13 protein-coding genes are annotated in these 14320 nt (G+C 37.2%); 11 read left to right on the top strand and 2 right to left on the bottom strand.

The genetic code is table 11. The features are described 5' to 3' along the window. The first annotated feature begins 44 nt into the window (after positions 1–44). The 3 genes from ACWNMY_RS04300 to ACWNMY_RS04290 all read left to right on the top strand — a co-directional run bounded on the left by ACWNMY_RS04300 (position 45) and on the right by ACWNMY_RS04290 (position 3705). Positions 45–650 carry a helix-hairpin-helix domain-containing protein gene (locus ACWNMY_RS04300; RefSeq protein ID WP_449537045.1) on the top strand — a complete coding sequence of 202 codons (606 nt, stop codon included), beginning with the start codon at positions 45–47 and terminating at the stop codon, positions 648–650. A 150-nt stretch (positions 651–800) separates the two neighbouring features. After that, on the top strand, positions 801–1370 hold the full coding sequence (locus ACWNMY_RS04295) for a ComE operon protein 2 (protein ID WP_449537044.1): 570 nt from the start codon (positions 801–803) through the stop codon (positions 1368–1370). Beyond that, positions 1333–3705 carry a DNA internalization-related competence protein ComEC/Rec2 gene (locus ACWNMY_RS04290; protein WP_449537043.1) on the top strand — a complete coding sequence of 791 codons (2373 nt, stop codon included), beginning with the start codon at positions 1333–1335 and terminating at the stop codon, positions 3703–3705. The genes ACWNMY_RS04295 and ACWNMY_RS04290 overlap by 38 nt, the downstream gene beginning before the upstream one ends. A 76-nt stretch (positions 3706–3781) precedes the next feature. Here ACWNMY_RS04290 and ACWNMY_RS04285 read toward each other — a convergent pair whose 3' ends face one another. Continuing rightward, entirely contained in the window at positions 3782–3916 is a 135-nt protein-coding gene (locus ACWNMY_RS04285; protein WP_449537042.1) for a YqzM family protein, read from the bottom strand. 383 nt (positions 3917–4299) lie between these two features. Here ACWNMY_RS04285 and holA point away from each other — a divergent pair, with 383 nt between their 5' ends. Beyond that, positions 4300–5316, top strand: coding sequence for a DNA polymerase III subunit delta (gene holA / locus ACWNMY_RS04280; RefSeq protein ID WP_449537041.1), 1017 nt, complete (start codon positions 4300–4302; stop codon positions 5314–5316). Positions 5317–5375: 59 nt separating this feature from the next. Here holA and rpsT read toward each other — a convergent pair whose 3' ends face one another. Further along, positions 5376–5642, bottom strand: a complete 267-nt coding sequence (gene rpsT, locus ACWNMY_RS04275) for a 30S ribosomal protein S20 (protein WP_449537040.1) — start codon at positions 5640–5642, stop codon at positions 5376–5378. A gap of 263 nt (positions 5643–5905) precedes the next feature. Between rpsT and gpr the strand changes: the two genes are divergently transcribed. The 7 genes from gpr (at position 5906) to grpE (ending at position 14304) form a co-directional block, all read left to right on the top strand. After that, the gene (gene gpr / locus ACWNMY_RS04270) at positions 5906–7033 is read left to right on the top strand and encodes a GPR endopeptidase (protein ID WP_449537039.1); all 1128 of its coding nucleotides are present in this window, start codon (positions 5906–5908) and stop codon (positions 7031–7033) included. 306 nt (positions 7034–7339) lie between these two features. Further along, positions 7340–8536 (top strand): stage II sporulation protein P, encoded by a 1197-nt coding sequence (gene spoIIP / locus ACWNMY_RS04265; RefSeq protein WP_449537038.1) that lies wholly within the window; start codon positions 7340–7342, stop codon positions 8534–8536. A 21-nt stretch (positions 8537–8557) separates the two neighbouring features. After that, positions 8558–8911: a DUF3679 domain-containing protein gene (locus tag ACWNMY_RS04260; protein WP_449537037.1), complete on the top strand. Its 354-nt coding sequence runs from the start codon at positions 8558–8560 to the stop codon at positions 8909–8911. A 288-nt stretch (positions 8912–9199) separates the two neighbouring features. Continuing rightward, a complete protein-coding gene (gene lepA / locus ACWNMY_RS04255; protein ID WP_449537036.1) occupies positions 9200–11023 on the top strand; it encodes a translation elongation factor 4 in 1824 nt (607 codons plus the stop codon). 212 nt (positions 11024–11235) lie between these two features. Further along, positions 11236–12372 (top strand): radical SAM family heme chaperone HemW, encoded by a 1137-nt coding sequence (hemW, locus tag ACWNMY_RS04250; RefSeq protein WP_449537035.1) that lies wholly within the window; start codon positions 11236–11238, stop codon positions 12370–12372. A 210-nt stretch (positions 12373–12582) separates the two neighbouring features. After that, positions 12583–13614, top strand: coding sequence for a heat-inducible transcriptional repressor HrcA (gene hrcA, locus ACWNMY_RS04245; protein WP_449537034.1), 1032 nt, complete (start codon positions 12583–12585; stop codon positions 13612–13614). A gap of 93 nt (positions 13615–13707) precedes the next feature. Then, complete coding sequence (gene grpE, locus ACWNMY_RS04240; RefSeq protein ID WP_449537033.1) at positions 13708–14304, top strand: nucleotide exchange factor GrpE; 597 nt, start codon at positions 13708–13710, stop codon at positions 14302–14304. The last annotated feature ends 16 nt before the right edge of the window (positions 14305–14320 follow it).

Below are 14320 nucleotides of genomic sequence, written 5' to 3'. Positions count from 1 at the left end.
ATGAACGATAGTTAATAAAAAAGATAAAAGAAAGGAAAGGAAATATGAATATCAGAGACAAAAGGATAAAACTAATCCTACTTTTATGTGGAATAAGCATTGTCATTTTTATTTTCTTGTATAACTTTATTGTAGATGACGCAAGTTCAGAACCTCTATTAGAGGAGGAAAACTTGCTGGTTGAGCCTGCGCTAGAAGAAGAAATCGATCCCATAGAGGAAGAGAAAACAATCCTTGTGGATATTAAAGGTGGAGTACATAAGGAAGGAGTTATTGAAGTACAAGATGGGATGAGGGTAAAAGATGTAGTAGATATGGCCGGAGGATTTACGAAGGATGCCGAACACAGACAAGTAAATTTAGCGCAACGAGTGGTAGATGAAATGGTTATTTACGTTCCTCGTATTGGTGAGAACTTGAATCCTAGCTTACGTGATATGACACAAAACAATGATGGAAAAGTCTCACTTAATAAAGCAACTCAAGAGGAGCTGGAAACATTAACTGGGATTGGTCCATCAAAAGCAGCTGCTATTATTTCTTACCGAGAAGAAGTTGGACCATTTAAGGCGCTGGAGGATTTGCTTTTAATTAGTGGAATTGGACAAAAGTCCTTTGAAAAAATAAAAGATGAGCTCACACTAAATTAGCTTATCCTCAAAATGTATCAATGTGTACGCCTCTGACGGGATAGGATACCTCAGTATTTCAATTTGACGGTTTGCTGTAGAAACATTTAAAATAATTGTAAGATTTTGTTGAAATTATGCTTATACTTACTCAGAAGGGTTGGGGGAATTTTGAATCGAATTAAATGGGATCAATATTTTATGGCACAGAGCCATTTACTTGCATTACGTAGTACATGTACGCGATTGACAGTTGGTGCAACAATTGTTCGAGACAAACGAATTATTGCTGGGGGCTATAATGGCTCTATTGCTGGAGGAACTCATTGCATTGACGAAGGCTGTTATGTGATCGACAATCATTGTGTTAGAACTGTACATGCAGAAATGAATGCGCTGCTGCAATGCGCAAAATTCGGAGTTCCTACTCAGAATGCTGAAATTTATGTTACTCATTTTCCATGCTTGCAATGCTGCAAGGCAATCATTCAGGCGGGTATCAAGGTAGTTTATTATGCAGAGGATTACAAAAATCATCCATATGCAATTGAAATGTTTGAGAAATCAGATGTAAGAATTGAGAAGGTACCACTGGAAGAAATGGTGGTTGATCTAAAGTCAAAGGAAAAGTTGGAATTTGTGAATGATTTACTTGAAAAATTAACGGAATCAGGTGCGGATGAAAGGGAGATAAAAAGATTGCATGAACAGGCTGCAACTCTATTTTCGAGCGTCAGTTAATTTTATAGGAAAGTATAGGGACCATGTAACAGGAAAATTTATTTTTCTTGCTCTTTTTTCGATTTTTGGAATACTGGTTCCCTATACCTCCTTTTATTGGTTACCTATACTCCTTACACTCTTCTTACTTGGTTATGTGATATTCCGCCACCAACTCACACTCATCCTTCTCTGTATCATCACTCTTTTTTCATTCATGGTTCTTTTTTTAATAATCGATTCGAAAAACCAAACAAAACTACCTCCTACAGCTACATCAATTACTGCAGAACTACTGGAAACACCAGATATTAATGGAGATAAGTTTTCTGTAATTGTTAACACAACAAATGAGGAAAAGCTTCTACTCACCTACTATTTCCAAACTGAAGAAGAAATGATCCAGCTGAGATCAGAGTTGAGGGTTGGATTTGTTTGTACGTTTACTGGGACACTCAATGAACCTCAAGTCTCTCGAAACCCACACGCATTTCACTATCAAAGATATCTATATACACAAAAAATCCATTGGATCTATGAGGCAAGTGAAATTTCACTAGAAAAGTGTATGCCTCAAGATACTTGGTCAATTAAAAGATGGTTGTTACAAATCAGGGAAGTGGGGATAAATCAAATTGACTCCCATTTTGAAGGATCAACTGCAGGGATTATTCAAGCTCTGATATATGGGGAACGAACAAACATCTCAGTTGATATTGTTGACTCCTACCAGTCTTTAGGCTTAATTCATTTACTAGCCATTTCGGGACTGCATGTTAGCCTTATGACAGGCATGTTTTACTTTTTATGTATTCGATTTGGCATGACACGTGAGAATGCTACTACTTTACTTTTAGTTCTACTGCCAGCATATATCATTATTGCCGGAGGGTCTCCGTCAGTTATTCGATCAGCAGTCATGTCCATACTTTTACTTGTCAGCATAATGTGGTGGAAGAAAAGTAGCATGCTAGATGTCATAAGTATTGCATGCATCGGCATGTTAGCAAGTAATCCCTACCTGTTAGTAAATATCGGCTTTCAATTATCCTTCATTGTAAGTGCGTCTCTCATCGTATCTTCTAGAGTACTATTTAAACAATATACGACTAGTTTATCATCATTGGTTGTGGTCTCATTCCTGGCACAACTTTGTTCCCTACCAATTCTACTCTATCATTTTTATGAGTTTTCCATCCTTAGCCTACCTCTTAATATTCTTTATGTCCCATTATATTCAGTGTGTATATTACCATTTGCATTGTTTACAGTGTTATTACTAGGATTACTAGAGCCTGTTGGTCAATTTTTTGCCTATATTCTTTCGTATTCAATAGAGACATTGAATCAAGTAACTGTTTGGTTTTCAGATTCTGCTTTTTCCGTTCTGACACCAGGTAAGCCAGGCGTGTTGCTGATGATGTTATATTGCGCTTCCATTTTTGTATATCTCATTCATTGGGAGAAAAAGAAACACTTTTTACAGGTATCGCTCCTAGGTCCGATAACAGTCTTTCTGATTCATTTATTGGTGCCATACATAAATCCCTATGGGGAGGTCACAATGCTAGATGTTGGGCAAGGAGATAGCATAGTAATTGAATTACCTTACCGAAAAGGGGTATACCTCATTGATACAGGAGGAATCATTTCATTTGCACAAGAACCATGGAGAAAAAGAAGAAAAGAGTTTTCAACTAGCGAAGATATTATTATTCCTTTTCTAAAATCAAAAGGTGTACGGCATCTGGATAAGGTTATTATTACGCACGGTGATCAGGATCATATTGGAGGGGCCAAAAAACTTATTGAAAATATAAAAGTAAAGGAGGTACTGCTTGGAAAAAACCTTGAAGATTCAAAGCTTGAAGAAGAGTTAAAAGAGAATGCGTCTAAAGAAAAAATAAAGATCACAATCGCTGAACGCGGATATTCATGGAAGAATGAAAACCATACCTTTCATATACTTGCTCCTAATGGTAATGAAATGAATGAAAATGACAATTCAATTGTGATATATACAAGGCTAGGAGGATTAAAATGGTTATTTACAGGTGACCTTGAGAAGGACGGTGAAATTGAGTTAATTAAAACGTATGTAAACCTGAAGGCAGATGTATTAAAAGTAGGGCATCACGGAAGCTTGACCTCATCAACTGAACAGTTTATCCAATTAATACGTCCGAAAATTGGTTTAATTCCTGTGGGGGAAAATAATCGTTTTAACCATCCGCACCCAGATGTAGTAAATCGTTTTAAAGAATCAAGTGTAAAGATATACCGAACTGATCAAGATGGTGCTATTCAGTATCGTTTTTTCAGAAATTCAGGAACCTTTATGACATCCATTCCATAAGATAAAGTGAACAAAAGGAACGAAAAGAGACTGCCATAATAGGCAGTCTCGTTTGACAGTATGTATCTGTCGGTTATTATGATCCGATAATCTTAATTAATGTTGCAATGATGAAAATTGTAGCAAAGAAACCAAATGAAGCAACGAAGGCCACACCAGCATCTATAACATCATTACGTGTGTTTTTAATGTTCTTTTCAAATTCGTTCACGAATAACCCCTCCTAAACAGTTATAGTATAGCCTAACTAATCAAAAAAATCTATAATTCCTTTTAAGAAAAAGCAGTAACCTATTACCCCTATTATCCGATACTCTTCCTTGATTAACAACACTTGTCACAAATAGTTCAAATAAAACGTGTGAACACTAGTAGTACATAAAGTTAAATAATCGCAAAGCTCTAGAAACGCAAAAATAATCATTACTCGACAAGATACCCGGGGCTTGTCCGGTAATGTTTCATATAGATTGGGAATTGACCTATGTCAATTCCCTTTTACATTTCAAAGAGAATATGTATAGGTTGAAATATTTATGATTTCCTTATACGATTAAATAGATAGTTGAAGGCTTACGCGAAAGAGGAAACGATATGAACATAGATCTATGGAAAAAAATTAAGAAAAAACAATTTGCGTCCATTTATTTATTGCATGGAACAGAGAGCTTTTTAATAAAAGAAACAAAGGATTTGCTTATTGAATATAGCATTGAAGAGGACGAGAAGGATTTTAATTTATCTATTTTTGACCTAGAAGAAACTCCAATTGAGGTAGCGCTAGCTGATGCGGAGACCCTCCCTTTTATGGGTGAGAGACGAATTGTTATCCTACAAAACCCTTCGTTTTTAACTGCGGAAAAGAATAAGGAAAAGGTCGAACATAATGTATCGGTACTTGAACAGTATATTAAAGAACCAGCGCCTTTTACAATTCTTGTATTTGCAGCCCCATATGAAAAATTAGATGAACGAAGAAAAATTGTAAAGCAACTGAAAGCGAATGCTGAGATTTTAACTGCTAATACGTTGTCTGAAAAGGATCTACATAGCTGGATAGATGAAAGAGCCGGACAGCAGAGTGTAACCATAAATTCAAGAGCCGTACAGGAGTTAGTACAAGTAGCAGGAACCAACCTTATGAATATTACACAGGAAATTGATAAAATGTGTTTATATGTTGGAACAGACGGAGAAATAAGTGAGGAAACTGTGAGGTTGCTTGTTCCAAGGTCCCTAGAACAAAATATTTTCACCTTAATTGACAAGGTTGTAAATCGAAGACTTGATGAAGCGTTACGGATTTTCTATGACCTTTTACAAAATAATGAGGAACCGATAAAAATCTTATCCCTCCTAGCAACTCAGTTTAGATTGATTTTTCAAGTGAAGGAGTTTTCACGACAAGGGTATGGGCAACAACAAATTGCGGGGAGTTTAAAGGTTCATCCGTTTCGTGTAAAGCTAGCAAGTGGACAAGCTACTCTTTTCACACAGGAAGAGCTTTTCAAAATAATTAGCCAGCTCGCGGAAGCCGACTATGAAATGAAGAGTGGGAAAAGGGATAAACAGTTAATTTTGGAATTATTTATTATGAATTTAGCAAAGTAAGATTAGTTGATATAAAAGAAGACATAAAAAAACGACTCAAAAGGAGTCGTTTTTATTTATTACGCGTTAACCTCGTTAAGTCTTTTAGCTAGACGAGATTTTTGACGGTCAGCAACATTTTTATGGATAAGACCTTTACGAGCCGCTTTGTCAAGCTTGCTTGCAGCAGTAACATAAGCTGCTTTCGCGTTTTCAGCGTCGTTGTTAGCAACTGTAGCTTCGAAATTTTTAACAGCAGTACGCATTGCAGACTTTACAGTTGCATTATGTGCACGGCTTTCATCACTAGTTTTTACACGTTTGATAGCTGATTTAATATTTGGCATACTTTCACCTCCTGCGAATATCAAGATGATCTAACACGATCAATCATTTACGAATATGGTTGAAAACCTTTATTTTTAAAGTTTTCCTTCGCCTAATGATCAGAATATAGTCTTTGATACTCTGATGTTACAACAAGAGATATTCTATCAAATTGGGTGTAATAATGCAATACCAATATATTTCATAAAGAATAAAAATTGAATGAACCTTATTTTCTCAGGTAAAGATATAGGTACTATGTGAAAAAATGGAGGGAATTGGATTGGGAGAACAACTAGATCTAAGCAAATATTCAGTTCGTACTGATTTAGCTGTAGAAGCGCGCACGATGGCAGTTGAAGAGCGTAATAAAACTATAAAGGGAAATCAGCAGCCTGTTTCTGATATTGAAGGTGTCATTATTAAAGAAAGAGAAGAAGATGGCATTATGATTTCTACCGTGGAAATTACGGAGGAAGGTGCAAATGCAGTCGGAAAGAAAAAAGGTAATTATTTAACCTTGGAGGTTCAAGGAATTCGGCAAAAGGATTCTGAGCTTCAGAAAAAAGTCCAGGAAGTATTTGCGAAAGAATTTAGTCAGTTCTTATCAAATTTAAATATTGGGAAAGATGCAAGCTGTCTAGTTGTTGGTTTAGGGAATTGGAATGTAACTCCAGATGCTCTCGGCCCAATGGCAGTCGAAAACCTAGTGATTACCAGACATCTCTTTCAACTACAACCAGAAAGTGTACAGGAAGGATTTCGACCTGTAAGTGCAATTGCACCAGGGGTAATGGGGTTAACGGGTATTGAAACAAGTGACATTATCTATGGAGTTATTGAAAAATCTAAGCCTGATTTTGTTATTGCAATTGATGCTTTGGCTGCACGATCTGTAACCCGAGTGAATTCTACGATTCAAATTTCTGACACAGGGATTCATCCAGGGTCAGGTGTAGGTAATAAGAGGAAGGAATTAAGCCAAGACTCTCTTGGTATTCCTGTCATTGCAATCGGAATCCCTACCGTGGTTGATGCTGTTTCTATTACAAGTGATGCGATTGATTTTATACTAAAGCATTTTGGTAGAGAGTTACGAGAGGGTGATAAGCCTTCAAGAGCACTTGTACCAGCAGGTATGAGCTTTGGTGAAAAAAGAGTGTTAACAGATGATGATCTACCTGAAGAACAAGAACGGAATACATTCTTAGGTATAGTAGGGACTCTACCTGAAGACGAGAAACGAAAGTTGATACATGAGGTGCTCTCACCACTTGGACATAATCTCATGGTCACTCCAAAAGAGGTTGATGTATTTATTGAGGATATGGCGAATGTAATTGCAGGTGGTTTAAACGCCGCATTGCATGGTCAAATTGGTCAGGATGATTTAGGTGCATACACTCACTAAATAATAGTAAAGATGAACATGTGTAAAGTCGATAAGGCCATTATCTAGTGGCTTTGTCGACTTCTGTGTTAATAAGTGCGAGGTGCAACAAACGTAGGAATAAGTGCAAACCATTTCCATGAACCATAAGAAGGATGTTAGTTCACCAGTGGGGTAATGTAGTCAAAAGGTAGATGATGCGTCAGTTCACTCGATTTTTAGATATCCAGTAAAGAAAAATAAACGTAAATGAAATCTATCAATTCGGTTCTACCAAATCAAGTTTTATCATATCAATATGATAGACAAACGTTGAGGAGGTAGAATATGAAGAGTTTTCGAACTCAAGGAATGATGATCTCAATTCAAGGAACTAGCATTGTCAAAGGAATTCTATTCCTCATATTCAGTTTTATATTATTATTTACGATTACGGGAGCTATTGTCTCTCTTAAGCCAGAGTATAGAATTTCGTCTTCTTCCATAAGTAATGTGGCAACAAATCTTTCAGGAGAAGCTTTGGTTCATTTGCTCGGATACGAAAACCATTACTTTGTCCAAGGACTTCCAGAATCAACTACAAAACCAGATTATCTTGGTGCAGTCTTTAAAGCTGCTACTAATCTGAGTTTGGACGATCCAAGGAGCTTTTTAGGTAGAGAGCTCCCAGGATTCTCGATATTTGATGGAAAGATACTTGTAGCAGGTGAAGGGACAAATTACACGAATATGCCGATTGAGTCGCCACCTCCATTGGATGTTATGTTAGATGAAAGAGAAATTGCTACTCAGAATGTAGAACAAGCAGAAAAACCAACTGAAACTGTACCACCTCCAACAATGACAACTGGAGATAAGAAAGTTGCTTATATTTATCACACCCACTCTTCGGAATCGTATTTTCCGCATTTAAAAGGTGTCGATACAACTAATGCGAATAATGCGAGACATCCGGAAGTTAATGTAACTAAGGTGGGAGAAATGCTTAGCCAAGAATTGGAAGCAAGAGGAATCGGAACAGAGCTAGATAAAACGAACATGGACAAATATCTAAAAGGAAAAGGTTATAATTGGTATCAATCATATCAAGGCTCAGGTGAATTGGTCGCAAGTGCAATGGCAAGTAATAGGGATTTAACCTATTTAATTGATATTCACCGAGATGCACATAGAAAAGAAACAACAACAGTTACCATTGATGGGAAAGCGTTCGCGAAAATAGCGTTTATTGTTGGAACTGATAATAAAAATATTCAGCAGAATATTGAAATAGCTTCTAAATTACATGAAATGTTAGAGGAAAAATATCCAGGATTAAGCCGAGGAGTAATACAACAGGGTGGAGAAGGTAATAATGGTGTATATAACCAAGATAAATCAGGAAATGCAATGTTAATTGAGTTTGGTGGTGTTGATAATAATTTTGAAGAACTCCGAAGAACATCAGCTGCAATAGCAGATGTTTTCGCTGAGTATTACTGGCAGGCAGAAAAAGTAAATTCAAACGAAACAAATAAGGAATAGCTTTTAAAGGGGATTTTTCCAATGGTAAAGTTCATGATGAAATGTTTCTTACTGGTTACCGTTCTCCTACTTGGAGTGTTGATCGGAATGCAGCAAGCGAATGAAGGGATGAAGAAGATGAGGGGCTATAACGACCCCTCTCTTCAAGGTGCTTTTCATATTAATGACAATAATGGTGAGGTTGAGGCTTCTGTATTAGGTAGAAAAGTAACGAGTCATGATTTGGAAGAGAAACAAAAACAATTAGAGGATGTAGAAGCTTTTAACTTTTTTTCAAGTATCGGTGAGAAGCTTGGGAATGGAATTAGCTCTTTATTTGAGAAAATTATGGTTGCCATTGGAAACGGGATTGGAAGTATTCTGGATAAACTTTAGAGAAGGTAAGCTTGCTAGAGATGGCAAGCTCCTTTTTTATTGGGCGTAGGTCGTATTTTCGTAATTGAATGTGGATAAATGTTTCTGTATAATCTAATCTAGTGTAGTTTTATAATTTTATAAAGAGGAACGCAATAATTAGTTTTACATGTCCAGCTCCAGGTGCCATCGGCTCGAGGTCATAAGCCAATCGCTTCTGAAGGCAAAAAGCGCCTTCTGTCAGCGCTTGTCTTATGCTTGTCGCCGAAAGGCAGGCACCTTGAGCTTTTCTAATCAGGAGGATCTTTAATGAATCAAGAAGAGAGACGTAATAGACAATCTAGAATTCGAAATTTTTCAATCATTGCTCATATAGACCATGGTAAATCTACCTTAGCAGACCGAATCCTTGAAAAGACAAATGCGTTAACGCATCGTGAAATGAAGGAGCAATTGCTAGATTCAATGGACTTAGAAAGAGAACGTGGAATCACGATTAAATTAAATGCGGTCCAACTAAAGTATAAAGCGAAGGATGGAGAGGAATATACTTTCCACCTAATTGATACCCCAGGACATGTTGACTTTACATACGAAGTTTCCCGTAGTTTAGCGGCATGTGAAGGCGCGGTATTAGTTGTAGATGCTGCACAAGGTATAGAGGCCCAAACTCTAGCAAATGTGTATCTGGCTTTAGATAATGACTTAGAAATCATACCAGTCATTAATAAAATTGACCTGCCAAGTGCGGATCCAGAACGAGTAAGACAAGAAGTCGAGGATGTCATTGGGCTTGATGCTTCAGAGGCAGTTTTAGCATCTGCAAAAGCAGGAATCGGTATAGAAGAGATACTGGAGCAAGTTGTTGAGAAAGTTCCTGCGCCACAGGGTGATCCTGAAGCCCCTTTAAAAGCACTTATTTTTGACTCCTTATATGACCCTTACCGAGGTGTAGTTGCGTACATTCGTGTTGTTGAAGGAAGAGTTAGACCTGGAGACAAAATAAAAATGATGGCAACTGGTAAGGAGTTTGAAGTGATTGAAGCGGGTGTATTTACTCCTCGTGCCACTCTACAGGATGAGTTAACCGTAGGTGATGTTGGGTTTTTAACAGCAGCTATTAAAAATGTTGGAGACACACGTGTGGGTGATACAATCACTAATGCGAAAAATGGAGCTACTGAGCCTCTGCCAGGATATAGACGTTTAAACCCTATGGTGTATTGTGGATTATACCCAATTGATACTGCTAAATATAATGATTTACGTGAAGCATTAGAAAAACTTGAATTAAATGACGCTGCTCTTCAATTTGAACCAGAGACTTCACAGGCGTTAGGTTTTGGTTTCCGTTGTGGATTTTTAGGATTATTGCATATGGAAATCATTCAAGAAAGAATTGAACGAGAATTTAAAATAGATCTAATCACAACTGCGCCAAGTGTTATATATGATGTGTTTTTAACTGATGGCACAGATGTACGAATCGATAACCCGTCAGATATGCCAGATCCACAAAAAATTGACAGAATCGAAGAGCCATATGTAAAAGCCACTATGATGGTACCAAATGATTATGTAGGTGCTGTTATGGAACTATGTCAAGGCAAACGTGGTATCTTTATTGATATGCAATATCTTGACGAAAATCGAGTGAGTATTGTCTATGAAATACCACTTGCAGAAATCGTGTATGATTTCTTCGACCAATTAAAATCCAGTACAAAAGGCTATGCGTCATTTGACTATGAATTGATTGGCTACAAGCCATCTAAGCTTGTGAAAATGGATATTCTACTGAATGCTGAAAAAGTGGATGCTCTTTCCTTCATTGTTCATAGGGATTCTGCATATGAACGTGGAAAAGTGATCGTAGAAAAGCTGAAGGAATTAATTCCAAGGCAACAATTTGAAGTGCCAATCCAAGCAGCAGTCGGTCAAAAGATCATCGCCCGTTCAACTATTAAAGCTATGCGTAAAAATGTACTAGCGAAATGTTACGGTGGGGATATCTCTCGTAAACGAAAGCTTCTAGAGAAACAAAAAGAAGGTAAAAAACGAATGAAGCAAGTTGGCTCAGTCGAGGTACCTCAAGAAGCATTCATGGCCGTATTAAAAATGGATGATAAATAAGAAAAGCAGAGGCGAGCGTAGAGCGACGTACGGACTGGACTGAGCCTGTAGGAGATAAAGGAAACACGGAGAGTGAAGCGAGCCGATGTTGAGCTTATCGTACGGAGGGTGAGGGAAGTCTCGCTAGTCGCTGTCAGCCGGTGCTAGACAAATAAAAAAGAAATACCGCAGACTAATCTGCGGTATTCTCTATTTTAGAAAGAAGTGATCTTTTGGTACAAGCAGCATACCTTCACATCCCTTTTTGTGAACATATTTGTCACTACTGTGATTTCAACAAAGTATTTTTAAAAGGACAGCCTGTTGATGAATATCTACAATACATGGATCGTGAAATGATAAATACTGTTTCAGCATATCCACCATCGAGTTTCAATACGATTTTTGTTGGTGGAGGAACACCTACTGCACTTTCGGCAAAACAGCTTGAAGTATTTCTTACAAGCATCAATCGGCATTTACTACCAAGAAGTAATGATCTTGAATTTACCTTCGAGGCAAATCCTGGAGACCTTACAGAAGATAAGCTACGAGTGTTACTTGACTCAGGAGTCAACCGGCTTAGTTTCGGAGTTCAAACCTTCGATGATCATCTCCTTAAGGCTATCGGGAGAACCCATCGTAAGAAAGATGTCTTCAAGTCAATAGAACTAGCTAGACGTGTTGGTTTTAGAAACATTAGTGTTGATTTAATGTACGCCCTGCCAAATCAAACCCTTGAAAGCTTTAAAGAATCTCTAGATCTAGGGTTCTCACTTGATGTAGAGCATGTTTCCGCCTATTCACTTATCATCGAACCAAAAACAGTGTTTTATAATTTGATGAGAAAGGGAAAGCTTCACCTACCTAGCCAAGAAAATGAAGCACAAATGTATGAATTGCTCCTGAAAGAGATGGCTAAGCATGGTTTCCTTCAATATGAGATAAGCAATTTCTCGAAGAAAGGGTTTGAGAGCCAGCATAATCTAACCTATTGGAACAATGAGGAATACTACGGAATAGGTGCAGGTGCTCATAGTTATGTGTTTGGAAAGAGAATATCAAATGCTGGCCCAATCAAAAAATATATGACAGCCATTGACGAACAAGGCTTCCCACATGTTGAAACACATACCGTTACAAAAGAAGAAAAAATGGAAGAGGAACTTTTTTTAGGATTACGCAAAACTGAGGGTGTATCGATGTCTCATTTTAAGGAAAAATTTTCAGTGAGTATTTTTGATGTTTTTGCTAATCAGATTCTTGAACAGAAAGAAAAAGGGCTACTAGAAGAACAAGAAGACACTATTCGCTTAACACACAAAGGGAAATTTCTTGGAAACGAAGTCTTTCAAGCCTTCCTGCTATAAAAAAGGCGGGGAGTATCTGAATAAATCTTGCTTTACATCAGATTCTTTTGCTTCCTAGAATAGCGAATAAAGCATATGTTTTTCCATTTTTTGTATAAGGTTGCCCCCAATCTGAATAATGTTAAATCGTTGACAATGATAATTGTATTTGGTAATTTAATTATAGAATTAGCACTCAAGACAAAAGAGTGCTAACAGAGGTGATGTTCCTTGCTAACAGATCGACAACTATTGATTCTTCAAGTAATTATCGATGACTTTATAAGATCTGCACAGCCAGTAGGGTCAAGAACATTGTCGAAAAAGGATGGGATTGTGTTTAGCTCAGCAACTATTCGCAATGAAATGGCAGATCTTGAAGATCTAGGCTTTATTGAAAAAACTCACAGTTCATCTGGTAGAGTGCCATCTGAAAAAGGCTATCGGTACTATGTGGATCATTTGTTATCTCCTAGCCGACTATCCGTAAAGGAAAAGCAGGAGTTAAGGTCAATTTTTGCAGAGAAAATCTATGAACTTGAAAAGGTTGTCCAAAAATCCGCACAAATTTTATCTGACCTAACAAACTACACAGCAATTGTATTAGGTCCTGCCTTTAAGGAAAATAAAGTAAAGAGGCTTCAAATTGTTCCGATTAATCATGAAACGGCTGTTGCAATTATCGTAACAGACAATGGTCATGTGGAAAATCGTACGATATCATTTCCTGAGTCAATGGACCCAAGTGATATTGAAAAAATGGTAAATATTCTAAACGAACGTCTTGTAGGCGTTCCGCTCACAGATTTGAAAAACAAGATTTACAAAGAAGTTGCCGTATTATTAAAGACAAACATTCGCAATTATGATACTGTTATTAACGTTTTGGATCAAACACTTTCGCTTCAAACAGAAGAAAAAGTATATATAGGTGGTAAAACAAATATGTTAAGCCAACCCGAGTTCCATGACATTGATAAAGTTCGCTCGTTATTAACGATGATTGATAGTGAACATGAATTTTCACGTCTTTTACGATCAGATAAAGCGGGTATCAATATAAAAATTGGTCATGAAAATAACAATATTGCGATTAACGATTGTAGTTTAATTACAGCAACATATTCTGTTGGCAGCGAACATCTTGGCTCAATTGCAATTTTGGGTCCAACAAGAATGGAATATTCACGTGTGATCACTCTATTGCAACACATTAGTCAGGATTTCTCGAAGGTGCTTACAAAGTTGTATCAAAATGAATAGCGGTGGCAATATTTAGTAGAGGGAGCAATACCCCTCTAATACATATACTAGGTACTATGAAAATACACACAACCTTTAAGGGAGGTGAATAAATTGGCTAACGAGAAAGATGTTGTAAAAGAAGAAATTGAAATGGAAAATAATAACGAAGAAAATGATGTGGTAGAAACGATTGAACAGGCTGAAGCAGAATTGGTTGAAGATACAGAAGAAGATGTGAATGCCGAACTTTCGAAAGCCAATGAAAGAATAGCTGAACTTGAAGTGAAGCTAGAAGAGGCAGAAAATCGCATTTTGCGTCAAGCTGCCGATTTCGAAAACTATAAGAGACGTGCTCGCTTAGACTTAGAAACTGCTACTACATATAGAGCACAAAGCCTTGTAAATGAGTTATTACCAGCTCTAGATAATTTTGAAAGAGCTCTTCAAATAGAAGCTACAAATGATCAAGCAAAATCAATTATGCAAGGTGTAGAAATGGTCTATCGAAGCATTGTGGAGGCCCTGAAAAAAGAGGGTGTAGAGGCAATTGAATCTGTTGGAGCTCAATTTGACCCTACGTTACATCAAGCTGTTATGCAGGCGGATGAGCCAGATGCGGAATCAAATGTTGTTCTAGAAGAATTCCAAAAAGGCTATAAGCTCAAAGATAGAGTATTACGACCGTCAATGGTAAAAGTGAATCAATAATTCTAATGTATTTTTT

The sequence above is a fragment of the Ferdinandcohnia sp. Marseille-Q9671 genome (assembly GCF_976954385.1).
The sequence above is the reverse complement of the archived record's forward strand: the minus strand, read 5'-3'. Positions and strand labels throughout refer to the sequence as shown.

What these genes read in the sequence shown, in the direction of transcription:
- ACWNMY_RS04300 (WP_449537045.1), top strand. Translation starts at nt 45, where the DNA reads ATGAATATCAGAGACAAAAGGATAAAACTAATCCTACTTTTATGTGGA.
- ACWNMY_RS04290 (WP_449537043.1), top strand. Translation starts at nt 1,333, where the DNA reads ATGAACAGGCTGCAACTCTATTTTCGAGCGTCAGTTAATTTTATAGGA.
- holA (WP_449537041.1), top strand. Translation starts at nt 4,300, where the DNA reads ATGAACATAGATCTATGGAAAAAAATTAAGAAAAAACAATTTGCGTCC.
- rpsT (WP_449537040.1), bottom strand. Translation starts at nt 5,642, where the DNA reads ATGCCAAATATTAAATCAGCTATCAAACGTGTAAAAACTAGTGATGAA.
- spoIIP (WP_449537038.1), top strand. Translation starts at nt 7,340, where the DNA reads ATGAAGAGTTTTCGAACTCAAGGAATGATGATCTCAATTCAAGGAACT.
- ACWNMY_RS04260 (WP_449537037.1), top strand. Translation starts at nt 8,558, where the DNA reads ATGGTAAAGTTCATGATGAAATGTTTCTTACTGGTTACCGTTCTCCTA.
- lepA (WP_449537036.1), top strand. Translation starts at nt 9,200, where the DNA reads ATGAATCAAGAAGAGAGACGTAATAGACAATCTAGAATTCGAAATTTT.